The sequence below is a fragment of the Sporomusa sp. KB1 genome, from assembly GCF_007830295.1.
Lineage (GTDB): Bacteria > Bacillota > Negativicutes > Sporomusales > Sporomusaceae > Sporomusa.
The window spans coordinates 415,372-438,193 of the sequence record NZ_VLKC01000001.1 but is presented as its reverse complement, the minus strand read 5'-3'; the positions used below and the strand labels follow the sequence as shown (position 1 = coordinate 438,193).

The window sequence follows — 22,822 nt, the reverse complement described above, 5'->3', positions numbered from 1 at the left end:
TTAGCAGGATGATGATATGGGGAAAAATGCTATTAAGAAATTTATCGATGTGATATTGCTGGGGCTGTTCTTTTATGAAGCCGGCTTTATGGCTTCTGCGAGCCGTATTCATGAAATATTGGGCTGTGTCTTTTTTGTTCTGCTCATTATTCATAATGTGCTCAATAAAGACTATTACATGAATGTTGGCCGAGGCAGGTATAGTCGGAAAAGGATAGCAGGCGTTGTGGTTATTGGCGTTTTCGGTATCAGTGTTTTGGTACTGGGAATTAGCGGAGTCGCAATGTCGACACATTTGTTTCCTAATATAAGGTTCCTTTCCGACTGGAATGTTCGCGCTCTGCATCTAGGTGCTGCAATTGCTGCCATGGCAGCATTGCTTTTCCATGTGCTCATGCATATGGGGAGGTATATGCAGGGAAAAAAATTCTGTTATTTGACCGGATTGGCACTTGTGCTGATGATTGGCGGCATCTTTGGCCTGCCCTATATAGAACGTTGGTATCATCCGGTAAATATAAATCTGCAAGAGACCATTGCGGGTGAAAAAGTTGATTTCTCCGGCAAGGTGTTGACTGTATATTTTAGCCGGGTAGGCAATACTGATTTTCCTGAGCAAGTGGATGCCGTATCTGGTGCTTCTTTGCTGAAGGAAAATGGAGCTCTTTATGGAAATTCTCAGGTTTTAGCTATGATGATACAGAATGCAATAGGCGGAGATATTGCATCGATTCAGACAGAGAAAAACTATCCTGCCAGTTATAATGAAACCACTAAGATTGCGGGGGATGAGCTAGCGAATCAGAGCTTTCCTGTTCTGAAGCATAAGCCGCCGGATTTGGCACAGTATGATACGATTGTACTGGTTTATCCTTTGTGGTGGGGGACGCTTCCCCGGCCGGTGGCCAGTTTTATGCAGGCATATGATTTCGAGGGAAAGACCATTGTGCCAGTCGTAACTCATGGCGGCGGTGGTGCGGGTGATAGCGTGAAAGTGTTGCGAGAGCTGGCAAAGGGGAAGGTGACAGATCCACTGAGCGTATACAGCAGCGATATTCCGCGGTTCAGAAACAATGTGACAAATTACTTGAAAAACTTCGTTATAGGAAATACAAATGAGTGATACATCGTGCGATTCCTTATTTTAATCAGGCAGTCCAGTTTATTAATCTAATTGGCATGAACAATACGTGAGGAACGACAGTGTTGCCTAAAAATTAACGGTGACAATCAATTGGAGAGTAAGTTTTATTAACTACTCTCCAATCAATTGTTGAAAATTGATAACGTGTGATAGGAGAAGAGAAATAGAATGAAAGTCATCATTTTTGGCGCTACCGGCATGATTGGCAGAAGTGTCTTACAGGAGTGTCTCTGTGATGCTGAAGTGGATGCTATTCTGACGGTAGGACGCAGCGTGACCGGGATTCAACATGAGAAGCTGAAAGAGATTTTACACACAGATTTGCTTGATTTATCGACAATTGAGGTCGATTTAACGGGCTATGATGCGTGCTTTTTCTGCATCGGAGTGAGTTCATCAGGTATGAAAGAACGAGAATATCAGTTGGTTACCTATGATATTACAATGGCGGTAGCGCAAATTCTGGTTAAACTTAATTCTCAAATGACTTTTATTTATATATCGGGAGCAGGTGCCGACAGCACCGAGCAAGGACGTGTTATGTGGGCGCGAGTAAAGGGGAAAACTGAAAACGCATTGATGCGGTTGCCGTTTAATGGCGTCTATATGTTTCGTCCAGCGTATATTCAACCGTGTAATGGTATTGTATCGAGAACAAAGTTATATCGGGTAATGTATAGTGTTCTGGGTAGTTTCTATCCTGTATTAAAACGAATTTTTCCGAAATCTGTTACAACAACGGAAATTTTGGGGCGAACAATGATCAAAGTAGCTAAACAAGGCGCTCCAACTCCTATTATTGAGAGCCGGGACATTCATTTATAACGATAAAGCTTCTTGACGGTAATAGGAAACACATATTAGTGATATGTTTACAGGGTTCCAGTGCAATAATTTAATATGGTCAAAGCTATTTATTCCTAAAACAAAAGGGGGTCATTGTTTCTATTTACCCCCGGGGTAAATAAACCAAACCTTTTCGCGAACTCTAATTTTGCGGATCAGTATTACCTGGCTATCAAAACACACATTGAGTCAGTAGTTCGGCTGGAAAGAAGACACAACCAATAAAGCCTCGCGGCGCAAGGCTTTATTAGTCTTTGGAAACAGATGTATATGTTGTCCTGCGCGTAGGGAGAAACACTTGTGACGCAGTATTACATCAGAAAAGTAGTAGTACATGAAGAGGGCAGATTGACGGTGGGTTTGCTTGAAGATACAGAGGTCAAATGTCTAATTGAATATAAACAGAATACAGGCCGGTTGGGGTGATGTTTTGGATCACCTTGACCGGCCTGTTCTGGTAAGCAAGAGGGTGTTATAAGCAGTAGTCAGTCTTTGTATTTTGCGATTTTGCAATAGTTGTGTCAGATAATGCGTGATTGCAATGTAGCACCCCATAATCGCCATATAATCCGCAAAGAAGCCCGCAGGAATGAAGCATGGATGCCATAGCCGATAATCATCAATGCAGTGATGCGGCTCAAAAATACATAAGCAAAGGATGTGTAGCTTATTCCAAGCCAACGACATAGTTTTTCCTGCATTTCTTTCCAATGAAAACCAAGATGTATTGCAATAAGGATAAAACCAAGGTAAGCTGATACACCATGCAGTTGATGCATCCAAAGATGACTACCCTATGAAAAGCCGGAGAAAATGGTTTGTGAAATGAGCACTCCGGTTATGGTGACCAGCAACATGGTTTACTATAAGAAGCAGGATTAAGCTGATAGGTACTGTGCGAAAGAGGCATACAAGCCTAGTATTTCATGGGCGGCATCCCCTCCATTTCTTAGCTAAACTCTATCATTTGAAGTAGGCTCCAAGTCAAGTGCGTTTGCTATGAGCATATGTTGTAAAATAATTTTACGTAAAAATATACATTTTTATCTTGACCTGGAGCTTAGTCCAAGGAATAGAATATAAATAATAAAATTTGGGAGGTGTATTTAGATGAAAAATATCAATCGTCGTGACTTTGTAAAAATGACAGGTGCAGCCGCTGCTGGCTTGGCTTTATCACAAATTCCTGGCTTGGGAAATGCTTTTGCACAGGCTCCGGTTATAGGGAGTACTTACATGCCGAAAGCTGGTGGCAATGGTTCTTGTGCAAAAGTTTATTTTACGAAGCATATTGATGCCGAACATCTGATGAAGCTGTATGATGTTATTGATGAAGGGATTTATGGTAAGGTGGCAATTAAGCTACACACTGGTGAGCCGCATGGCCCAAATATTTTACCACGAGATATGGTGAAAGCTTTCCAAGCACATGTACCAGACAGTACCATTGTGGAAACAAATACGCTTTATCGGGGCGGTCGCTATACTACAGAAGATCATAGAAAGACTCTTGAAATAAATGGTTGGACTTTTTGTCCTGTGGACATCATGGACGAAGAAGGTGATGTAGCACTTCCGGTACGCGGTGGAAAACATTTGAAAGAGGTTGCAATGGGAGCGCACATTACCAATTATGATTCCATGATTGTGCTCACACATTTCAAAGGACATGCTATGGGAGGATTTGGCGGTTCTTTAAAGAATATTGCGATTGGTTGTGCCTCGGGACAAGTTGGCAAACGTCAAGTACATGGTGTAGTAGACAAAATGCCAACGGATTTCGGGCAGTGGCCGATGCAGGATTATTTCATGGAACTGTTGGCGGATTCTGGTAAAGCAACTGTAGATTATTTTGGTAAGCATATTATCTTTTTAAATGTTATGCGCCGTATGTCGGTTGACTGTGATTGTGCTGGTGTCAGTGCAGCTGCGCCGACGATTGGTGATATCGGTATTGTTGCATCTGCAGATATTTTGGCAATTGACCAAGCATCTATCGACATGGTTTATCAGCGAATCGATAATCATGATCTTGTAGAACGTATCGAATCGCGCCATGGGCTTCATCAGCTTGCGGCTATGCGTGACCTTAAAATGGGAAATGAAAAGTATGAATTGATTTCAATTGATTGAACTTTTAAATAAAAATATCTGAGGAATACCGTTATTCTCACAAGAAAGAGGATAACGGTATTTTTGTGAAATCATATAGCTACAGTCTTACGATTCGTTCCCAATTGTATTTCTATAAATAGGGATTTCTATGAATAGTGTTAGATTCTAACAAAGCAGTTTACCAGTGGATCTTATTCCGAAATGGTGGCGCTCAAACTCCGGAGATATGGTGCTCTTTTACCAGAAACATGGCTCATTTTGCTCCGGATTATTCACTCTGAAATATTCACTGTAGATTGAATTTATATCAGCAAAAAGCGGCTCAGATAAAATACTTGTGAGATGATTCGGCAATCATTTGATAGTAATGGGATATCAGTCGCTTTTTCTCCTAGTATATACTAAGGATAATCAAGCTTGTTTCACATGGAAGGGGGGATATTGGTATGACGGAATAAAGGACTTCCAAGAAATACTGACTTGAATCTTTCTCTACATAATGGTGATGATCTCGTAACTGCCGAGGGCTGGCAGGATCAAGCTGCGGCATTTGGCAACGGCAATTCTAAAGAAAAAGGAAGGAATTTTTATGAAATTGAAATTAAAAGTAAGCATAGCAATGCTAGCATTGGGGCTGATGGGCATTGGATATGGCGGGCAGGAAGTTAATGCACAGGAGGTGAAGCGAGGCAGTCATCCTGCAGTGATAATGGAAAAGAGAGCCTTTCAGGAAATAGATCCAAGCACAATCAAAAGCCCGAATGAAAATCCATTTGGTCTGGTTTATCAAGGCGCAATTACCAGGAATGTCTCAGGTCAGGTGAATATTCATCCCATCACTTATGATTTGAATGGCATAAAGATTTCGGCCAATGTGTATACGCCGGCAGGCTATGATCAGGCAAGTAAGAAAAAATATCCGGCACTTGTTGTTGCCCATCCTAATGGGGGAGTCAAGGAACAGGTAGCGGGCTTATATGCACAGCGTATGGCCGAAAAAGGCTATATCACCATTGTGGCAGATGCCTCTTTCCAGGGAGCAAGCGGCGGGTACCCACGCAATGTTGATAAACCGGCCTATCGGGTTGAAGACATTCATGGTATGGCAGATGTCATTTCTTCTTACCCGGGAGTTAACGCAGATCACCTGGGTATCCTGGGAATTTGTGGCGGTGGCGGCTACACGCTGAAGGCAGCGCAAACTGACAAGCGTTTCAAAGCGGTGGCAACGCTCAGCATGTTCAATACGGGCATTGTTCGCCGTAACGGTTTCTTGGATTCTCAGACGGCTACTATTCAAAAGCGTTTGCAGCAAGCCTCGGCGGCCAGAGCGCAGGAAGTTGCCGGCGGTGAAGTACAATATACTCCAGACATGTTAGATATGAAGCTGAGTGAAGAACAGCTTGCCAAAATGCCGGATTTGTATAGTGAAGGCTATGAGTACTATGGTAAGACGCACGCACATCCGAATTCCACGTTCCGCTATACGGTGAGCAGCAACCTTGACTTATTCACGTTTGATGCGGCCAATAATATGGATCTGATCAACCAGCCGTTACTGATGATGGCCGGCAGCAATGCGGATACCTTCTATATGACCGAACAGGCCTTTGCAGCAGCAACTGGCACAAATGACAAGGAATTATTCCTGATCAAGGGAGCAACCCATATTCAGACGTATTGGGTGCCGAACTATGTGAATCAGGCCGTTGATAAATTGACTGGGTTCTATGGAAAGCATTTGTGATTACATGTTCCAGCATATTACCATTATGCTGCGGGTGGAAAACATCGGCAGCTTGGTTGGAACCTGGCTTGGCGGAAGAGTTTCAGTTATTGAAATCAGTATATAGGAACGCAGCAGACGGTAACTCAATTGCCAATGCCGGCAATTGCATAGTTTTAAGTTTAGCATACTAACATAAAAGGAGAGAGAATAATGGGACGACTAACAGCCGTAATCCTGTCGCTTTCTCTGCTCGTTTCTGCGAGCGCTTTTACGGGCAACAGCGTAGCTGCCGAAGCAAATAAAAATTCGCAAACAGTCACCCGAGCCGGCGCACAGGCTTCCTACCAAGGTTCAAGTCAATATTTCACTGGCAATGTACGTGTTGATCCTTTATTTTCCGTAAGCGATTCGACTCCATTTTCGGGCAATTACGTTTCTTTTGAACCCGGAGCCCGCTCCGCCTGGCACACCCACCCGGCAGGGCAGCGACTGGTCGTTACTTATGGTGTTGGCTGGACACAGGAGTGGGGTGGTCCGATTGTAGAAGTTCACGCTGGCGATGTAATTTGGTGCCCGCCCGGCGTCAAACATTGGCATGGAGCATCGCCAACCACACCCATGACGCATATGGCTATTACCGGCGTAGTCAATGGCAAAAGCGTTGATTGGCTGGAAAAGGTCAGCGATAAAGAGTATCGTAAATAAACTTGAAAACAAAGAGAGGTAATGTGGATGAAGCATAAAATTGCCATATTTTTGGCAGGAATTTTCTTCTCATTAGTCGGATTAACTCCGGTTTTGCAGGCGGCAAGCGATCAAGACCTGTCTGCCAAACAACAGGGCATCGTTACCATTGCGGCTTTTACTGCCAAAGGCGATTTAGAAAGGCTAAAAACTGCGTTAAACGAAGGCTTGGATGCCGGATTGACTGTAAATGAAATTAAAGAAATTCTTGTGCAGATGTACGCTTATTGTGGATTTCCGCGCAGCCTGAATGGAATCAATACCTTCATGAGCGTAATGAAAGAACGGGAAGCCAAAGGTATCAAGGATGAATTGGGCAGGGAAGCGAGCCCCTTGCCTGCCGGCAAAAGCAGCATCGAACTTGGCACAGAAGTTCAGACAAGCCTGATAGGTGCACCCGCTAGCGGGGCAATCTATACATTCGCTCCCGCCATTGATGAGTTTCTAAAAGGACATTTGTTTGGGGATATCTTCGGACGCGACAACCTGGATTTCCAAAGTAGGGAGATCGCGACCATTTCGGCCTTGGCCAGCATAAACGGCGTCAATAACCAGCTTCGTTCCCATTTCAATGTGGGATTGAATGTAGGGCTGACCGAAGCGCAGCTGAGGAGCCTGATAACCGTGCTTGAAATGAGAGTGGGCAAGCAGGAAGCCGATAATGCAACGGGCGTGCTGAACAATGTGAAAGGCTCTCTTTTAATACCCTAATTCCTTCACCCAGGCAGCAACATCATCTGCACAATTTTGCACGGTATTTCTGGAAACAGTAAAGCCGTTTTTAATAACGTTGGCATTCGGCTGTAATGCGGCAATGGTGCTGATAGTATTAGAAAATCCGCTGCCGCCGTGGGTATTGAACGGAATAATGGTTTTGCCGGACAGATTATGACTTTCAAGGAAAGAGTACAAAATCATCGGCATGTCGCCCCACCAGTTGGGGTATCCTAGAAAAATCACATCATACTGTCCAAGATTCTCTACTTTTTTCGCAAGCTCCGGTCTTGCTTTATTATTCTGTTCTGCTTTGGCCAAATCTACCAATGTTTTGTGATTAGTGGGATACGGCGTTTTTGGTTCAATACGGAAGATATCGGCGCCGGTATTTTTCTGAATCAAATATGCCACATATTGGGTGTTGCCTAAAACTTCACCGCCCACTACTACCGTGCTGTTTGCCTCTTCCTTGGTCATATTATTGGGATTCGTTGTTTCTGGCAGGGAAAAGTATACTACCAGAGTCTTCTTGCCTGCTTTATTTGCAGCTGAGGCTTCGGCAAGGGGAGATGTTGTCTTGCTTTGTTCGGTACTGGAAGGCTGCGGCTGCGAACTGTTGTTGGACTGATTTTTACTGTTGCCGCAGCCCGCCAAACCGGCTAATATAATAATCACAGCTAAAACAAGAGTTAACGTTTTCTTCATTCATATGTCCTCCTAATTTACGCAGACGCGTCTTATTATTTAGAGCGGTTTCACTCAAACTTATTATGCCCCACATGGAATAGCGACCGTTATCCCATTTCTCTCAAATGATTGCCTAATTGTATCAACTGTGCAAAAACCATTCGGGGGAGTGCGGCTTTTACCGACTCCCCCGAATGGTTCTATGCATCGATCTGCTGGTTATAATTGGCTTTCATGCGCTTCATATCTTCTTTGGGCGGAAGGCCAAACATACGGGAATATTCCCGGCTGAACTGCGATGGACTCTCATAGCCTACCCGAAATGCGACCTCAGCGGCATCGGCTGACTCGGATAATAAGAGGCGCCTTGCTTCGTATAAACGTAGTTGTTTCTGGAACTGAAGAGGACTCATCGCGGTTACCTCTTTAAAGTGCCGGTGAAAGGAAGAAACACTCATATTGGCCATTTCCGCCAGATCTTCAATCCGAAAAGACTGATCATAGCGATGCACGAGGCGTTCAATGACGTTGTTAATTCGATAGGTATAGCTTCCCTCCATAGCAATCTGTTCTAATTTTCCCCCATGCTGTCCCCTCAGAACCCGATAGAGAATTTCCTTCGTCACGAGAGGAGCAAGCACCGGAATATCGACGGGATTGTCCAGCAAACGAACCAGCCTGATTACCGCATCCAACAAAGAGGTCTCAATCCGGCTGACAAAAATAGCGCGACTGGAATTTTCTTTCGAATCAAGGCGAGCTTCTAAATTGCTGAGAACATCCAAAACCTGCTTTGGCGTAAATTCCAGTTTGAGAGACAGATACGGAAGGTCGGGAGCGGCTTCCGCAACCTGGCCGATAACAGGCACGTCAATGGATGCAACAAGGTAATCGGCAGGACTGTACCGAAAGCGCTCCTGAGCCAGCCATACATCCTTCGCACCCTGAACGACAATGCATAAGGACGGCTTGAAAACTCCATAAACGGGTCCGGTAATTGCAGACTGGCGGTTAAAAAATAAAGACGGAATAGCAGTCGCATGAACACCGTCCTGGCCGGAATAGCATTCAATGACTTTGGCGAGTTCGTCCTGCTGTCTATCGATTGATTCAGACATAAGAGCCTCCTGTTCTTTCAGCTTGAGTAAGTCTATTATAATACATATTTAGCTGCTTGCAACTCGACGTGATAGGATTAGGCAATTATTTGATATAAATGAGATAGCGGCTGTCTGCCGATTAGTTGCATAATGAAGGTGGCAAAGCTTATATCTCTGGTTACAGGTGCTAGAAAGGTGTGTCGAAATGAAGTTTGTGAGCCGAATCATAGCAGGTAGTCTCTTTTTCGGTTTGATGCTGGTTTATTCCGGTTGTGCGAAAAGCGATGCTGGTATCGATACTTCTATGGAGGAGGCAACAGTTATGCCCGAATCAATTAGCCGTAAAAGTTCATATGAAGGAAAGAGCGTAAATGACAAGAGCAAGTATGCTCATGTGAAAGTCAATAATACCATTTCTGACATTGTGAAGCATCCCGCGTTTGAAGGATTTGGCCAATTTATACTGCCACTCACACGAGGGCATTATGATGAAAATATGCAACTGAATCACGTTAGTTCCCTTCTTCCTTATCACAATAATGTTGATCCCGTAGTGGTAGTAGATACCATTAACTACATGATAGACAAAGTCCAGGATGGAGATAAAATATTCTATCCTTTCTATACAGCTCAGCAAGTACAGGTTGATCCAAGCAAAAAATCTACAGGCTTGTTTTTCTTCAAGGGCGAACCGAGGGCGCCCTTTGCCGTAGTGTGCCCTGGCGGTGGTTTTTCTTATGTGGGTTCTGTCCATGAAGGCTTTTCCTACGCCATAACGTTGAGTCAGAAAGGATACAATGCCTTTGTAATCCAATATCGTGTAGGCAGCGAGAAAGCCGCCTGCGAGGATTTGGCAGCCGCAATTTCTTATATCTTTAGAAATGCGGAATTGTTGAATGTCGCTACGGAAGATTACTCTGTATGGGGCAGTTCTGCAGGGGCAAGAATGGCAGCGAATATCGGTTCTTATGGTCCTTCTGGCTTTGGCTATTATGAGTTTCCAAAACCGTCCACGGTAGTCATGGCTTATACTGGTCACTCGACCTATACCAAGGATGATCCGCCGACCTTTGTTGCCGTTGGCGAAAACGATCAGATTGCTAATCCGGCAGTTATGAAAAGACGTGCGAATGTTTTAAGAGAGGCCGGTGTTGCTGTTGAGTTTCACCAGTATCCGAATATTGGCCATGGTTTCGGACTTGGTATTGGCACTACGGCAGAGGGATGGTTAGAAGCAGCGGTTCAATTTGGGGAGGAGCATATGGGTTCCAATAATTTTAGGCGACCATCTGACAGTATGAAGCGAGAAAATAACGGTAGATTTAGTAAATAAACGAAAGCAGGAATAAAAAATGCCAAAAAATGTACTCGTATTATCAGCAAGTCCTCGAATCGGGGGAAATTCCGATACGCTATGCGATCAATTTATCAAAGGAGCAGAAGCCTCCGGAAATACGGTAGAAAAAATCTATGTCCATAACCAGGCAATCGGTTACTGTATGGCCTGTTATGCCTGTAAGGCAACAGGCGCTTGTATACAGGAGGATGCTATGTCCGCTATTCTTGATAAGATGGTAGCTGCCGATGTGCTTGTCCTTGCGACGCCTGTTTATTTTTATACGATGGATGGACAGCTTAAAACCCTAATCGATCGCACACTGCCGCGTTATACAGAAATCCGTAACAAGGAATTTTACTTCATCGCAACGGCAGCTGACGGAAAAGCCGCTATGGAGCGAACGATGGATGGGCTTCGTGGCTTTACCGATTGTTTGCCAGGTGCTAAGATCAGAGGTCTTATCTATGGTGCCGGTGCATGGCAAAAAGGCGAGATTCAAGGAAACAAAGCAATGAAAGAGGCGTTGGATAAGGGAATGGGAATGTAATTCAACGAAGAAAGGAAGCCTTTGATTTATGCGGCTTCCTTTCTTATATGGAAATGCCTGATCCACAATTCACACGGATATTCATTTGTTGTGTAATGGGATAACAGGATTAGGCAATCATTTGGCATGAATGAGCTAACGTTTGCTGTTTCATTTGGCGCATAATTAAAGATACTGAAGTTGTTCATTGCTTTACCATGAATTACTTTAGCAAATACAGATATAGGAGCATACAGCATTATGAACAACACCTGGAAAATTTACATGCTGACCATGATCAGCTTTCTGATTGGCACATCGCAATTCGTCATCGTGGGTATATTGGATAAAGTCGCTGCTTCCGCCGGTGTATCGGTAGTAACAGCAGGGCAGCTGATTACCGCCTTTGCGCTCGCAAGCGCAATCGGCACTCCCCTTCTCATGGTAGCGACGGCGAGGATGGATCAGCGTAAGCAACTGCTGCTGGCTCTCGCGATCTTTTTACTTGGCATCGTTGCGACGCTGGCCCTTCCGGGCTTTGGCTTCCTGATGGCTTCCCGCGTCATACTCGGGGTCGGAACGGGTGTTTTCGTCGTCACCGCCTATGCGATAACGGCGATGCTGGCTTCTCCCGGACACCAGGGCGAAGCCATGTCCAACATATCTATGGGCTTTAGTGCCTCACTGGTATCCTCAGCTTAAGTCTTACCACGGTTTGGAAACTAACGGCAACATAAAATAGGTGGAAGCCACAACCGATAATATAGAAATCTAACGCGCAATATATCTCTGGATTGAAACCTTTTCACAAAACGATAATGCTGTATAAAAAGTTGATATTTACTCTTTCTTGGAGCTTATTCCCAATAGTTGAATTGTAAAAATTAATAGGAAAGAAGGTCTTAAAAATGAAAAAGTTCTTTATCTTGGCTCTGTCCAGTCTGATGATTTTTTCTCTGACTGCCTGCGGCAATAGCAATATGGCAAATTCAGCCTCTCCCCCCAAACAGACGGCAGCAACTGTCACAGACAAAGATACTGCTCCAAATGCCAAGACTACGGAAGACAAAACCGCAAATAGCAAAGGTAAAAAGATTCTTGTAACCTATTTTTCCCATAGCGGAAACACAAAAAGAGTCGCTGAACAAATCCACAATCTTGTCGGTGGAGACATGATTGAGATTAAAACAGTCGTACCTTATCCGACAGACTACAATGAATGTGTCGAGGTTGCCAAAAAGGAAAAAGAAACAAATGCCAGACCGAAACTCTCTACTAAAGTAGACAATATGGCTGGCTATGATGTGATTTTTGTAGGGTATCCAATCTGGTGGACGGCCCCCATGCCGATTTACACGTTCCTGGAATCCTATGATCTTTCTGGTAAGACGGTAATTCCATTTTGTACTAGTTACAGCGGCGATATCGCAAAAAGCATGGATGCCATTAAGAGCCTTTGCCCCAATGCAAACATCCTGGAAGGACTTACGGCTAATGATGCCAGTAAAATCGAACCCTGGCTGTCCAGAATCGGTATGAGGTAAGTTTATGTTGCAAACTGGGTATTCATAAAGAACTTCAGCAAGACGAAAACTGCTCCGGGCTATGCAGATATGGAAATAGTCCAAAAACTATTAAACAGAAAGAAGCTGAAAACATGGAAAAACGTATGTTGGGTAAAAGCGGTTTAGCGGTTTCAGCCATTGGCCTTGGCTGTATGGGCATGAGCCATGGTTATGGTCCGGCCTCGGATAAAAAGGAAGCCATCGCCGTCATTCACCGGGCGATTGAGTTGGGCGTGACTTTTTTTGATACGGCGGAGATTTATGATGACAATGAAAGTCTGGTAGGTGAAGCGTTGGCTTCCTATCATGGTAAGATGGTCATTGCAACCAAATGCGGCATTAAAAACATTAACGGGAAACAGGTAGTGGACGGACGTCCGGAAGAGATCCGCAAATCGGCGGAAAAGTCCTTAAAACGCCTTAGAGTTGATACAATCGATCTCTATTATCTGCACCGGGTGGATCCAAACGTTCCTATCGAGGCAGTGGCAGAGACCATGAAGGAACTGATGCAGCAAGGGAAAATCCGACACTGGGGCCTATCAGAAGCAGGAGTAGCGACGATTCGCCGCGCCCATGCCGTCTGCCCGTTAACGGCTATTCAAAGTGAATACTCCATGATGTGGCGCCAGCCGGAAGAAGAACTGCTGCCGGCGCTGGAAGAACTGGGAATTGGCTTCGTTCCCTTCAGCCCGTTAGGAAAGGGCTTCCTGACAGGCGCTATTCAGAAAGATGCAAGCTTCGACAGTTCAGATTTTCGCCGCATCGTCCCACGGTTTACGCAGGAAAACATTGCGGCAAACCAAGGTCTTGTAAACCTTGTAAAAGATGTGGCCGCCGTTAAAAACGCAACGCCGGCCCAGATTGCGCTCGCCTGGGTGCTCGCGCAGAAGCCGTGGATTGCTCCCATTCCCGGCACGCGGAAGTTGGTGCGTCTGGAAGGAAATCTAGGAGCAGCGGACATCGAACTGACTCCCGAAGAACTGCGTGATTTGAACGACGCGCTTGCGAAGATCGAAATTTCGGGAGATCGTTACCCGGCAGAATATGCAAAAAGAGCGGGCAATTAACAGGAAGAAATCGTATTTCTTCAATGTTTTCGTTAAAGGCTCTAATGGAGGTAAGTAACTATGAATGTTTTATTAGTCAATGGTAGCCCACACGCCAGCGGCTGTACCTATACTGCACTTGATGAAGTAGCGAAGACGCTAAATAGTGAGGGAATTGAAACACAGGTCTTCCAGATTGGAGTAAAGCCCCTGGCCGGTTGTATTGCCTGCAAAACTTGTGCAAAAACCGGGCGTTGCACTTTTTCGGATCGTGTCAACGACTTTCTTGATCTCGCTAAGGATGCCGATGGATTTATTTTTGGTTCTCCCGTACATTATGCGGCCGCAACCGGTGCGATTACTTCTTTCATGGACCGGGCCTTTTATACAGACTTGCGTTCCGGTCGGCAGTCCTTTTATTTAAAGCCGGCGGCAGGCATTGTTTCCGCCAGAAGAGCCGGGACGACCGCGACTTTTGACCAGCTCAACAAGTATTTCACCCTATCGGAAATGCCTGTTATCTCATCGCGTTATTGGAATATGGTTCACGGTGCCACGCCGGAAGAGGTGAAAAAAGATTTGGAAGGGCTGCAGACCATGCGCGTACTGGCAAGAAACATGGCCTGGTTCCTGAAATGTAAAGAAGCTGGCATCAAGGCTGGTGTGCCATTCCCTGAGAAAGAAGAAGCCATTTATACGAATTTTATCCGGGAATGAACAGGTTTCTTATGATTAACAAAAAATTGATGTATTCCTGCCGAGCGCGATACCACTAACAAGGGTGGTTTGAGTATGATGTATTTTTATTTATAAATATTCAATGTTATCATAAATATGGTTCCGTAAATGATTATGGAACGAAAGGTTGTGAAAATTTTGTTGTACTCTAAAGTTTTAGGTGCCAGTGATGGTTCAGATTTAGCCCCAAAGGCCCTGGAAAAAGCGATGGAATTTGCAAAGCTAGATTCATCAATGCAACTTGAAATAGTCCATGTCATGGCAACCTCCATTACCTTATACCGTTTTAGACAACTCACAAGTCATCGAGGATGCCATTTACCAGGAAGGACAAAAGATCATTGCCAAAGCAGAGTAAGAGCTGTCTAAGCTTCCTAATTTCCATCAGTCGTACTTGTTGGAGGGTTCACCCGCTCATATTATTTTAAAGCATGCCCAAGAACATAACTGTGATCTTATCATTATGAGATGCCGGGGATTAACCGGTATTAAGGAATTTATGGGCAGTGTCAGCCATCGTGCAGTATGCGAAAATTTCCGTTCTTGTTGTTAAATAAGGGAAATTTAGCCTGCTTTCGAAACTTATCTCCCAATACAATAATTTAAGAAATAAGGATGGTAATATGCAAATGGACGAGCCTCAATTATGCACTAAGGATTTTGTGATTGATTCGATAGCCAATTTTCTCATTTATGTAGTGTATTATATATTGATGGTGATTATCGCAATCTACGCGATGGACAAATTACAGGCCTCACCAAGCGAAGCTGGGTTTGCGGCCGGTATTTTTATCTTAGCGGCCCTTTTTGCCCGGATCTTTACCGGAAGATCGATAGAGCAGGTAGGGCGGAAAAGAATGCTTTATATCGGTTTGACCATCTACTTACTGTCAACCTTTTTATATTTTAAAATAACCAACCTGCCGTTTCTCTTTTTTATTCGATTTTTGCACGGAGCAGGATTTGGCATTGCTGCAACAGCGACGGGGACAATTGTGGCTAATATTATACCAAAAGAGCGACGTGGAGAAGGTGTGGGCTATTATGCCATGAGTACCACTCTGGCCTCGGCTATCGGCCCTTTTCTGGGCATATATCTTAATAATCATGTAAGTTTTGACATGATTATGGGTTTGTGCGCTATTTTATTGGCCGTTAGTTACATTGCCGTATTTTTCCTAAAAGTAATTGCCCCTGAGTTGACAGAAGAGCAACTAAACAATATGAAACAATTTACATTAAATAATTTCATTGAATTTAAAGCCTTGCCGATTGCGATTATCGGCGCATTGCTGGGTTTTTGCTTTTCGAGTATTCTCAGTTTTCTGGCCCCGTATACAAGGGAAATCAATTTGATTGATGCCGGCAGCACCTTTTTTGTTGCTTATTCTGTGGTCATCTTAATTTCCCGACCGGTAACCGGTCGCTTGTTTGATCAAAAAGGGGAGAATATTGTGATGTATCCATCATTTATACTGTTCGCAGTTGGACTGATTATCCTCAGTCAGGTTCATCATGGTTTTGTCCTTTTATTGGCCGCCACTTTTCTGGGTTTAGGATGGGGGACCTTCCTATCAAGTGGTCAAGCAATTGCTATCAATGTATCGCCGCAATATCGCATGGGGCTAGCCACATCAACCTTTTTTTCCCTTACGGATGGAGGGGTTGGAATCGGTCCGTTCTTCTTAGGGTTTCTGGTTCCGATAATTGGTTTCCGCGGACTGTATGTAATTATGGCTATCGGCACTATCACCATTATGTGCTTATACTATTTCTTGCATGGGTGCAAAGTTAAGCGTGGAAACCAGCTTATTACTGAGGAGGTAGAGGCATTGCATTCGACGGAAGTCCAAGAGAAGTGATATAAGATTGCATTTGTAAATTCAACAAGAAATATGTTTTTGGAGACTTAAAAGCTCTCTTCTAGGTTTACGATAAAACTAAGCGAAAATGTACGCAGTGCTGTGAGCCAATTTTTGAAGAACCCGGTGCGGGAAATCCGCTCGCCGGGGTCTTGGGGGTTCGGGCCACCAATTGGGTGGCCTCTCTACCCGGCGAAGGTGGAGTTTCACCCTTCTACTCTGTCCTGATGAAGTCAGGTGTGTCAGGGTGTAAAACCAGTCTGGCTATGCCGGAGCCGGGCTGAGAATAGCCGGAAAGTTGCGGCGTGCCGGCCGTGGACGAAGAAAGGCTCCAGTAGGCATTCGTGCGGATCGTTAAACGCCTTATAATAAGGCATCGCTTTTCTTATCAACATATAGATTACCCTCGGGAGTAAACATTGCCAGCGTTACATCTTCAACACTTTTGATGCCTAGGTTGCGCAAATGGTTCTCTAGTTTTTGAAGCGTTAAACCGCTCTTGGCTAATCCTTGGTCGATAACATTCCCATCAATTATAACTTCCGTACCGGCTAGATGGCTTACTGGGGGCTGGCCTACGGAGTTATTTAAATCTTTCATTGTCGGGTTTTGATATTCTGATTTTTTTAATACACTAAGATGGCCGTCCGATTCAATTAGCGCTTTTTCGACTTGATTGGGATCGAATGTCCCTTGTTCCCGGAGCATTTCCAGGAGGGAAGCTCCGCCGCTGGTTGTTCTGCTGAAAAAAGTGGTATATGTTCCCGCTGCCTCTTGTCAGCGACCGCTTTCAACTTAAACGAATGTTAAGTGCCTAGGATAGTCTCCCGGGCACTGTTTTTTTGAGTGAACCTTCGCACATACGCGGGGCTCTTATGCTATTTTCGACGTTTTGTGATGAATTTGCTGGGGTTTGTCAACACCTCCATGCTGTCCCGAAGTCGCAGGGTTTGGGCCGCTGGTCCCAACAAGCAATTTTTTGGATTTGATCGCAGGGGAAAATTCTAAAAAGGGCAAGTGTCTTGACATTTGCCCTGCTTGCCATTTAGTAGAGACCCAAAATAGGCTACGTGTACACAGGCGAAGAATGTCTGTATGGAAGGTATTCTAAAAAACGAGTAACAGCAAGGGAAGCCGTTTTTTTCTCTTTCATTGCAAGACATATTTTACGATAAGCTGGCACTTCCAATTCTTTTATAACTACCTGATAAGGAATGCGATGCAAAATGAGTTGAGGTAAAATGCTGATACCAAGTCCGCCTTCGATCATTGAAAGAATAGCATAATCATCCCAGGTAGTAAACTTTATGTTGGGCAATACATTCCATTGTTCAAGAAGTTCTGATATTTCAGACCGCGCTCCTTTTTCTAATAACATGAAGGGGTAATCACATAACGCATTAATTGGGATTTGTTTGCATTTAGTTAAAGGGTGGTTTTCTGGTAAAACCACTAATAGCTTATCCTGATCTAAAAAAATTGTTTCCAATTCCGGGTGTGCAGGGAGCCTGAGAAAACCACAATCTACCCGTCCTTCTAAAATCCAGCGTTCAATTTCGCTGTAGTCACCCAGCAGTAATTCATAATCAATATTAGGATAACTTTTTTGAAATTCCCGGATAATGTTGGGGAGCCAGTGCGTTGCCACACTTGAAAAAGTCCCAATTCGTATCAACCCGGATTGTAGACCATTTATTTCATCGACTTGTGCTTGTAACTCCTGGTATTCGTTACACACTCTTTGGGCAAATGGCAATAACTTTAGACCATCAGAAGTTAGCCGAACGCCCGAACGGCCGCGCTCCAGAAGCGATACTTTCCAATCATTTTCTAAGTCACTAATCATTCGGCTAATACCAGACTGCGAATAGTTGAGCGCACTTGCCGCTCTTGTGAAACTTCCCTGTTCTACAGTTTTTACAAAGGCCAGGTATTTCTGAATATTCATGTCCATGCTTATTTACCTTTCATCTGGTTTTATCATTGAAATCATGACAAATATTCATTTTTGTAATTTGTAAAAATATGATAACTTATAAATGAAATAAATTCAAGTGAATGTGAATGAACTATGTTATAGATGTTGCTGTTATGCACTATCTCATCAATCAGAAGAAAGCGGGAATATATCGTGAAGGAAAAACTGTATTTCGTGCTGTCGATGATCATCTTCGGCGCAGTTGGCGTGTTTGCAAAATATATCGACATGCCTTCTAGTAAAATCGCGTTGTTCTTGAGCTTGATCGGCGCCCTGTTTCTGTTAGTCGTCTTCGTAGGGACGAAGCAGAAAGTATTATGGTGTAAGGTGAAGAAGAATGTCGCCCCTCTGTTCATAGCGAGCGTTGCTTTGAGCGGCAACTGGATTTTTTTGTTTCAGGCGTATAAGGAAACAACGATTGCCAATGCGGCACTGAGCTATTATTTTGCACCTGTTTTAGTTATTATGCTCTCACCTTTCATTTTGAAAGAAAAGTTGTCGCTCAGAAAGGCAGTATGTATCGGCATTGCTTTGCTCGGCTTGTTCCTCATTTTGCAAAACAGCAGGATGGAAACAACCGGGAATCATCTGCTCGGCATCGGCTACGGACTGGTTGCGGCGGGTTTCTACGCCATTTTGACGCTGGTTAATAAGTTTATTCGGGACCTGGACGGGTTGGCAAATACGCTTCTGCAGCTTGGCTTGTCGGTTACGATACTGTACCCATTTGTGCTGTTCACGGATGGCTTCAATTTTTTTTCGATCACCGGCGACACGGTTATATTGATGCTTGTACTGGGTATCCTTCATGGCGGGGTTGGATTCTATCTGTTCTTTGTCGGAATGAAAGGACTAAAAGGCCAAAGTATCGCCGTATTGAGCTATGTCGACCCTCTTACATCACTATTAATTTCAGCTTTGGTGGTAGGAGAGAAAATGACTTTGCAACAGCTGATTGGCGCCGTCTTGCTATTGGGTTCTATTTGGATAGGTGAAACTGGCAAAGAGAGGAGGGAGAGGGATGATCCCTATTACCTACCAGTCCCAAAAGGGGCGGAGAATACAGTGCCAATGTCCCACATGGAATAGCGACTGTTATGCCATGCCTCTCTCCAAAGTTTGCCTGATTATATCAACTGTTCAAAAACCATTCGGGGGGAGTGCGGTAAAAGCCGTACTCCCCCGAATGGTTCTATGCATCGATCTTGGTTATAATTCGCTTTCGTGCGCTTCATATCTTCTTTCAGTGGAAGGCCAAACATACCCAATGTATGCAGAAGTTTAAACTGTTGACGTTGGAAGAATTCCAATATTAGCGAAGTCTTATAAATAAAGAAAAGAGGATTCGAAATATATTGAAAAAGCAATCTCATTCAGAGCCTTTATGGACAAAAAAATTTATTTTACTCCTGGCTAGCGCTGTTTTCATGTACATTTCAGCATTCATGTTTACTCCGACTTTGCCATTGTTCGCACAGAGTAGCGGCGCTGTCGATCCTGTTAGTCTATACCATCGGTTCTCTTGTTCCACTTGACTTAAGAAATTATTAATCACACAAAATTTGCCGCAGACCCCAGGATTATTCGGTTAACGTTTAACGAATTCCCGGGACTATTAAGGCTTCACATCACACATTTTTAATAATTCACTCCATCTTTGATCGACTTCTTTTTGGAACTCCTCAATCAAATGTTCATTATCTTTTGCGAATAAATGCTTAAATCTTCCTTGTGGCTTGAGAAAAACCTCAATCGGGAGCTTATTTTTGGGAATATAGCTAAGCTTCCAATTTCCATCTTCAACTTCGAATAGTGGCCAATAACAAGTTTCTACTGCAAGCCGGCACATCTCCATTAGATCCTCAGTAGGATATCTCCACCCTCTAGGGCATGGAGCTAATATATTCATAAAGGCGGCTCCTTTTTTATAAATCGCCTTCTCAGACTTTTCATGCAAGTCTTTAAAGTTCTTTGTAAAAGTTGTTTGTGCTACATAAGGTATATGATGGTTGGCTATTATCTGCGTTAGATCTTTTCTCGACTGCGATTTACCAACAGATGCAGCACCGGATGGAGTGGTGGTAGTATCTGCAAACCTGGGGGTTGCAGATGATCTTTGTATGCCAGTATTCATATAAGCACCATTGTCATAGCATACGTAAACCAGATCATGTCCTCTTTCCATGGCTCCAGAAAGTGATTGAAAACCTATATCGTATGTACCACCATCACCCCCAAAAGCAATGAATTTATATTCACCCTTTATTTTACCTTTTCTTTTAAGGGAATTATAAGCTGCCTCCACTCCGCTCATAGTTGCTCCAGCGTTTTCAAATGCATTATGAATAAAAGAATCCTTCCACGAAGTATAGGGGTACATAAATGTTGAAACTTCTAAGCAGCCCGTTGCACAACCTACAACAAGTTTATCATCTTCTTTTACTGCGCGTGTTACCCCTCTTACTGCTATTGGAGCACCACAACCTGCACACATTCTATGCCCACATGCTAATCTTTCGGGCTTTGTCAGTTCTTGTTTAAGATTGTACGCCATTTATTTCTCCTCCTCATTTCTGACAGAAAGGTATCTGTAGGTTTCTCCAGTTATACCAGTTGACATTATCGACAGAAGTGACTTATACACACTATTGACATCTTCTACTTTAATATCCCTACCACCTAAGCCGTAAATGTAGTTTATTATTATAGGAGCTTTTTCAATATGATATAGAGCAGCTTTGATTTCCGCTCCCAAAGGACCGCCTTGATTACTAAAACTCTCTGATCTATCCATTACAGCCAAGACCTTAATATGTTTTAAGGCTTCCGCAATTTCTTCTGCAGGAAATGGTCTAAATAATCTTATCTTTAGTAGTCCTGCTTTTTTTCCATCATTTCTTAGCTGATCAATTGCATCTTTCGCAGTACCAGCCATTGAGTTAATAACCACTATAGCTACCTCGGCATCTTCAAGCTTATATTTTTCGAACAATTCGTATCTTCTACCGCTTATTTTCTCAAACTCAGCGGCTACTTCTAAAGCTATTTCTTTGGCCTTCCGCATTCCTTCTGCTTGCAATCTTTTATGCTCCATATAGTAAGCAGGGGTATCATAGGGGCCTACAGACATAGGCTGTTTCTCATTTAAGAGGTAGTTTTCGGGCTCATACTCTCCAACAAATTCTTTTACCTTTTCATCTTCAATAAGCTCAATATTTTCTACTGCATGACTAGTAATGAAGCCATCTTGACAAACCATTATGGGTAATCTAACGTCCTTATGTTCTGCAATTCTAACTGCTTGTATGAAGTTGTCATAAGCTTCTTGATTAGTTTCCGAATATATCTGTATCCAACCGGAATCTCTTGACCCCATAGTATCTGAATGATCCGCATTAATATTGATAGGACCAGACAAAGCTCTGTTTATAGCCGCCATGGTTATTGGTAATCTATTTGATGCAGCAACATAGAGAATCTCATGCATTAACGCCAAACCACAGGAGGAAGTAGCTGTCATTGTTCTTGCACCAGCAGCTTGTGAGCCAACACATGCGGAGATGGCACTATGTTCACTTTCTACAGGTACAAATTCTGTGTCTACTATTCCATCTGCTACATACTGCGAAAAGTACTGGGGAACTTCTGTCGATGGTGTTATTGGGAATGCTGCTACTACATCAGGATTTATTTGCTTCATTGCATGGGCTACGGCTTCATTACCGGATAATCTCTCTCTTATAGACATTTCTTTTTCCTCCTCCTGCTCTTATTCCGCTTTTATTTCAATTGCATTGACCGGGCAGACTCTTGCGCAAATACCGCAGCCCTTACAATGATTGTAGGCGAAATCTGTTCGTTTTTCTGCTTTTATAGGTATCGATATATCTGGGCATACAGGGACACAGAGTAAACATTGAATACATCTATCCTCGATAAATATTGGCTTAGTGGTTCGCCAGTCCCCCGTATGAAACTCTTCTGAATTGCCACTCGCATAAATGTCTCCACCAGGAGTTATCTTTTGCCAGACAATGGTTTCATCAATAGTTATATTATTAGCCATTATTTAACCTCCTTAAGTGCGGATATAAGGGCATTCATATTCCCGTTGATCATACTCCGTTTAGCTGCAAACTTATGTTCAAATGACAAATTCATCTCTTCAATAAACTTTGCTTCATCCATAAGGTTGCTAATCTTAACAACTGCTGCCAACATTGGGGTATTAGGAAAATACTTGCCAAGTGCTTTTTCTGATATTTTTCTAGCATCAATGGTATGCATCCGGCAAGCATAGTTAGAATAGAGCTTTTTCATTTCCTCTGGTGTCTTATCGGTATTGATTATAATAGCGCCATCATTTTTTAAACCTTTGGTAACAGGCACTGAATCAAGCAATGTTTCGTCTACTACTACAACATAGTCAGGTTCATATATGTTGGAGTGAACCCTAATCCTTGTATCACTTATTCTGTTGTAAGCAGTAATGGGTGCACCCATACGTTCAGGACCATACTCTGGGAACCCTTGCACATACATGCCTGTACTGAAAGCTACGTCAGCTAATAACAAAGCAGCCGTTTTGGCGCCCTGCCCGCCCCTGCCATGCCAGCGGATTTCAATTAATTTGGACATAGATAGAACCTCCTAATCTGATTTGGCTCATAAATACAAGCAAGA

The 22,822-nt window shown here is 43.5% G+C and carries 26 protein-coding genes; 17 read left to right on the top strand and 9 right to left on the bottom strand.

Going from position 1 to position 22,822, the window contains the following annotated elements; translation table 11 throughout:
- Window positions 1–16: 16 nt before the first annotated feature.
- The 3 genes from SALPA_RS01930 to SALPA_RS30690 all read left to right on the top strand — a co-directional run bounded on the left by SALPA_RS01930 (window position 17) and on the right by SALPA_RS30690 (window position 2,416).
- Window positions 17–1,123, top strand: a complete 1,107-nt coding sequence (locus SALPA_RS01930) for a flavodoxin (RefSeq protein ID WP_145089061.1) — start codon at window positions 17–19, stop codon at window positions 1,121–1,123.
- A gap of 189 nt (window positions 1,124–1,312) precedes the next feature.
- A complete protein-coding gene (locus tag SALPA_RS01925; protein ID WP_145089058.1) occupies window positions 1,313–1,969 on the top strand; it encodes an NAD(P)H-binding protein in 657 nt (218 codons plus the stop codon).
- Window positions 1,970–2,290: 321 nt separating this feature from the next.
- Entirely contained in the window at window positions 2,291–2,416 is a 126-nt protein-coding gene (locus tag SALPA_RS30690; RefSeq protein ID WP_255450720.1) for a hypothetical protein, read from the top strand.
- A gap of 95 nt (window positions 2,417–2,511) precedes the next feature.
- Here the strand turns inward: SALPA_RS30690 and SALPA_RS01920 are convergent, their stop codons facing one another.
- On the bottom strand, window positions 2,512–2,769 hold the full coding sequence (locus SALPA_RS01920; RefSeq protein ID WP_145089055.1) for a hypothetical protein: 258 nt from the start codon (window positions 2,767–2,769) through the stop codon (window positions 2,512–2,514).
- Window positions 2,770–3,100: 331 nt separating this feature from the next.
- Here SALPA_RS01920 and SALPA_RS01915 point away from each other — a divergent pair, with 331 nt between their 5' ends.
- From SALPA_RS01915 to SALPA_RS01900, 4 genes are all read left to right on the top strand, one after another.
- Window positions 3,101–4,123, top strand: coding sequence for a DUF362 domain-containing protein (locus SALPA_RS01915; RefSeq protein WP_145089053.1), 1,023 nt, complete (start codon window positions 3,101–3,103; stop codon window positions 4,121–4,123).
- Window positions 4,124–4,694: 571 nt separating this feature from the next.
- Window positions 4,695–5,852: an alpha/beta hydrolase gene (locus SALPA_RS01910; protein WP_145089050.1), complete on the top strand. Its 1,158-nt coding sequence runs from the start codon at window positions 4,695–4,697 to the stop codon at window positions 5,850–5,852.
- Between the two features lie 192 nt (window positions 5,853–6,044).
- A complete protein-coding gene (locus SALPA_RS01905) occupies window positions 6,045–6,539 on the top strand; it encodes a cupin domain-containing protein (protein WP_145089047.1) in 495 nt (164 codons plus the stop codon).
- A 27-nt stretch (window positions 6,540–6,566) separates the two neighbouring features.
- The gene (locus SALPA_RS01900; RefSeq protein ID WP_145089044.1) at window positions 6,567–7,289 is read left to right on the top strand and encodes a carboxymuconolactone decarboxylase family protein; all 723 of its coding nucleotides are present in this window, start codon (window positions 6,567–6,569) and stop codon (window positions 7,287–7,289) included.
- On the opposite strand, the gene SALPA_RS01895 is transcribed toward SALPA_RS01900, so the two are convergent.
- A complete protein-coding gene (locus SALPA_RS01895; protein ID WP_145089041.1) occupies window positions 7,278–8,000 on the bottom strand; it encodes a flavodoxin in 723 nt (240 codons plus the stop codon). The two genes, SALPA_RS01900 and SALPA_RS01895, sit on opposite strands and share 12 nt — an antisense overlap.
- A 182-nt stretch (window positions 8,001–8,182) precedes the next feature.
- Window positions 8,183–9,100, bottom strand: a complete 918-nt coding sequence (locus SALPA_RS01890; protein WP_145089039.1) for an AraC family transcriptional regulator — start codon at window positions 9,098–9,100, stop codon at window positions 8,183–8,185.
- Between the two features lie 187 nt (window positions 9,101–9,287).
- Here SALPA_RS01890 and SALPA_RS01885 point away from each other — a divergent pair, with 187 nt between their 5' ends.
- The 9 genes from SALPA_RS01885 (at window position 9,288) to SALPA_RS01850 (ending at window position 16,161) form a co-directional block, all read left to right on the top strand.
- Window positions 9,288–10,415 (top strand): alpha/beta hydrolase, encoded by a 1,128-nt coding sequence (locus tag SALPA_RS01885; protein WP_222427820.1) that lies wholly within the window; start codon window positions 9,288–9,290, stop codon window positions 10,413–10,415.
- Between the two features lie 19 nt (window positions 10,416–10,434).
- Window positions 10,435–10,968 (top strand): flavodoxin family protein, encoded by a 534-nt coding sequence (locus SALPA_RS01880; protein WP_145089036.1) that lies wholly within the window; start codon window positions 10,435–10,437, stop codon window positions 10,966–10,968.
- 240 nt (window positions 10,969–11,208) lie between these two features.
- Window positions 11,209–11,649: an MFS transporter gene (locus tag SALPA_RS01875; protein WP_145089033.1), complete on the top strand. Its 441-nt coding sequence runs from the start codon at window positions 11,209–11,211 to the stop codon at window positions 11,647–11,649.
- A 206-nt stretch (window positions 11,650–11,855) separates the two neighbouring features.
- Window positions 11,856–12,491 carry a flavodoxin gene (locus tag SALPA_RS01870; RefSeq protein WP_145089030.1) on the top strand — a complete coding sequence of 212 codons (636 nt, stop codon included), beginning with the start codon at window positions 11,856–11,858 and terminating at the stop codon, window positions 12,489–12,491.
- A gap of 113 nt (window positions 12,492–12,604) precedes the next feature.
- Window positions 12,605–13,582: an aldo/keto reductase gene (locus SALPA_RS01865; RefSeq protein WP_145089026.1), complete on the top strand. Its 978-nt coding sequence runs from the start codon at window positions 12,605–12,607 to the stop codon at window positions 13,580–13,582.
- A 60-nt stretch (window positions 13,583–13,642) separates the two neighbouring features.
- The gene (locus SALPA_RS01860; protein WP_145089023.1) at window positions 13,643–14,278 is read left to right on the top strand and encodes a flavodoxin family protein; all 636 of its coding nucleotides are present in this window, start codon (window positions 13,643–13,645) and stop codon (window positions 14,276–14,278) included.
- A 135-nt stretch (window positions 14,279–14,413) separates the two neighbouring features.
- On the top strand, window positions 14,414–14,668 hold the full coding sequence (locus SALPA_RS29440) for a universal stress protein (protein WP_222427819.1): 255 nt from the start codon (window positions 14,414–14,416) through the stop codon (window positions 14,666–14,668).
- 25 nt (window positions 14,669–14,693) lie between these two features.
- Window positions 14,694–14,852 carry a universal stress protein gene (locus SALPA_RS32485; RefSeq protein ID WP_222427818.1) on the top strand — a complete coding sequence of 53 codons (159 nt, stop codon included), beginning with the start codon at window positions 14,694–14,696 and terminating at the stop codon, window positions 14,850–14,852.
- A gap of 76 nt (window positions 14,853–14,928) precedes the next feature.
- Window positions 14,929–16,161 carry an MFS transporter gene (locus tag SALPA_RS01850; protein WP_145089020.1) on the top strand — a complete coding sequence of 411 codons (1,233 nt, stop codon included), beginning with the start codon at window positions 14,929–14,931 and terminating at the stop codon, window positions 16,159–16,161.
- Window positions 16,162–16,524: 363 nt separating this feature from the next.
- Here SALPA_RS01850 and SALPA_RS28130 read toward each other — a convergent pair whose 3' ends face one another.
- Both SALPA_RS28130 and SALPA_RS01840 read right to left on the bottom strand, forming a co-directional pair.
- The gene (locus SALPA_RS28130; protein WP_186450861.1) at window positions 16,525–16,869 is read right to left on the bottom strand and encodes a YetF domain-containing protein; all 345 of its coding nucleotides are present in this window, start codon (window positions 16,867–16,869) and stop codon (window positions 16,525–16,527) included.
- Window positions 16,870–17,227: 358 nt separating this feature from the next.
- Complete coding sequence (locus tag SALPA_RS01840; RefSeq protein ID WP_145089016.1) at window positions 17,228–18,115, bottom strand: LysR family transcriptional regulator; 888 nt, start codon at window positions 18,113–18,115, stop codon at window positions 17,228–17,230.
- Between the two features lie 177 nt (window positions 18,116–18,292).
- On the opposite strand from SALPA_RS01840, the gene SALPA_RS01835 reads away from it, so the two are divergent.
- Entirely contained in the window at window positions 18,293–19,228 is a 936-nt protein-coding gene (locus SALPA_RS01835; RefSeq protein ID WP_145089013.1) for a DMT family transporter, read from the top strand.
- Between the two features lie 526 nt (window positions 19,229–19,754).
- Here SALPA_RS01835 and SALPA_RS01825 read toward each other — a convergent pair.
- The 4 genes from SALPA_RS01825 to SALPA_RS01810 are packed head-to-tail and all read right to left on the bottom strand — an operon-like array spanning window position 19,755 to window position 22,777.
- Entirely contained in the window at window positions 19,755–20,693 is a 939-nt protein-coding gene (locus SALPA_RS01825; RefSeq protein ID WP_145089010.1) for a thiamine pyrophosphate-dependent enzyme, read from the bottom strand.
- Entirely contained in the window at window positions 20,694–21,887 is a 1,194-nt protein-coding gene (porA, locus tag SALPA_RS01820) for a pyruvate ferredoxin oxidoreductase (RefSeq protein ID WP_145089007.1), read from the bottom strand.
- Between the two features lie 21 nt (window positions 21,888–21,908).
- Window positions 21,909–22,205 (bottom strand): 4Fe-4S dicluster domain-containing protein, encoded by a 297-nt coding sequence (locus SALPA_RS01815; protein WP_145089004.1) that lies wholly within the window; start codon window positions 22,203–22,205, stop codon window positions 21,909–21,911.
- Window positions 22,205–22,777, bottom strand: coding sequence for a 2-oxoacid:acceptor oxidoreductase family protein (locus tag SALPA_RS01810; RefSeq protein ID WP_145089001.1), 573 nt, complete (start codon window positions 22,775–22,777; stop codon window positions 22,205–22,207). Before SALPA_RS01810 ends, SALPA_RS01815 begins: the two co-directional genes overlap by 1 nt.
- Between the last annotated feature and the right edge of the window lie 45 nt (window positions 22,778–22,822).

What these genes read in the sequence shown, in the direction of transcription:
- SALPA_RS01930 (WP_145089061.1), top strand. Translation starts at nt 17, where the DNA reads ATGGGGAAAAATGCTATTAAGAAATTTATCGATGTGATATTGCTGGGG.
- SALPA_RS01925 (WP_145089058.1), top strand. Translation starts at nt 1,313, where the DNA reads ATGAAAGTCATCATTTTTGGCGCTACCGGCATGATTGGCAGAAGTGTC.
- SALPA_RS01920 (WP_145089055.1), bottom strand. Translation starts at nt 2,769, where the DNA reads ATGCATCAACTGCATGGTGTATCAGCTTACCTTGGTTTTATCCTTATT.
- SALPA_RS01915 (WP_145089053.1), top strand. Translation starts at nt 3,101, where the DNA reads ATGAAAAATATCAATCGTCGTGACTTTGTAAAAATGACAGGTGCAGCC.
- SALPA_RS01910 (WP_145089050.1), top strand. Translation starts at nt 4,695, where the DNA reads ATGAAATTGAAATTAAAAGTAAGCATAGCAATGCTAGCATTGGGGCTG.
- SALPA_RS01905 (WP_145089047.1), top strand. Translation starts at nt 6,045, where the DNA reads ATGGGACGACTAACAGCCGTAATCCTGTCGCTTTCTCTGCTCGTTTCT.
- SALPA_RS01900 (WP_145089044.1), top strand. Translation starts at nt 6,567, where the DNA reads ATGAAGCATAAAATTGCCATATTTTTGGCAGGAATTTTCTTCTCATTA.
- SALPA_RS01895 (WP_145089041.1), bottom strand. Translation starts at nt 8,000, where the DNA reads ATGAAGAAAACGTTAACTCTTGTTTTAGCTGTGATTATTATATTAGCC.
- SALPA_RS01890 (WP_145089039.1), bottom strand. Translation starts at nt 9,100, where the DNA reads ATGTCTGAATCAATCGATAGACAGCAGGACGAACTCGCCAAAGTCATT.
- SALPA_RS01885 (WP_222427820.1), top strand. Translation starts at nt 9,288, where the DNA reads ATGAAGTTTGTGAGCCGAATCATAGCAGGTAGTCTCTTTTTCGGTTTG.
- SALPA_RS01880 (WP_145089036.1), top strand. Translation starts at nt 10,435, where the DNA reads ATGCCAAAAAATGTACTCGTATTATCAGCAAGTCCTCGAATCGGGGGA.
- SALPA_RS01875 (WP_145089033.1), top strand. Translation starts at nt 11,209, where the DNA reads ATGAACAACACCTGGAAAATTTACATGCTGACCATGATCAGCTTTCTG.
- SALPA_RS01870 (WP_145089030.1), top strand. Translation starts at nt 11,856, where the DNA reads ATGAAAAAGTTCTTTATCTTGGCTCTGTCCAGTCTGATGATTTTTTCT.
- SALPA_RS01865 (WP_145089026.1), top strand. Translation starts at nt 12,605, where the DNA reads ATGGAAAAACGTATGTTGGGTAAAAGCGGTTTAGCGGTTTCAGCCATT.
- SALPA_RS01860 (WP_145089023.1), top strand. Translation starts at nt 13,643, where the DNA reads ATGAATGTTTTATTAGTCAATGGTAGCCCACACGCCAGCGGCTGTACC.
- SALPA_RS29440 (WP_222427819.1), top strand. Translation starts at nt 14,414, where the DNA reads ATGGAACGAAAGGTTGTGAAAATTTTGTTGTACTCTAAAGTTTTAGGT.
- SALPA_RS01850 (WP_145089020.1), top strand. Translation starts at nt 14,929, where the DNA reads ATGGACGAGCCTCAATTATGCACTAAGGATTTTGTGATTGATTCGATA.
- SALPA_RS28130 (WP_186450861.1), bottom strand. Translation starts at nt 16,869, where the DNA reads ATGCTCCGGGAACAAGGGACATTCGATCCCAATCAAGTCGAAAAAGCG.
- SALPA_RS01840 (WP_145089016.1), bottom strand. Translation starts at nt 18,115, where the DNA reads ATGGACATGAATATTCAGAAATACCTGGCCTTTGTAAAAACTGTAGAA.
- SALPA_RS01825 (WP_145089010.1), bottom strand. Translation starts at nt 20,693, where the DNA reads ATGGCGTACAATCTTAAACAAGAACTGACAAAGCCCGAAAGATTAGCA.
- porA (WP_145089007.1), bottom strand. Translation starts at nt 21,887, where the DNA reads ATGTCTATAAGAGAGAGATTATCCGGTAATGAAGCCGTAGCCCATGCA.
- SALPA_RS01815 (WP_145089004.1), bottom strand. Translation starts at nt 22,205, where the DNA reads ATGGCTAATAATATAACTATTGATGAAACCATTGTCTGGCAAAAGATA.
- SALPA_RS01810 (WP_145089001.1), bottom strand. Translation starts at nt 22,777, where the DNA reads ATGTCCAAATTAATTGAAATCCGCTGGCATGGCAGGGGCGGGCAGGGC.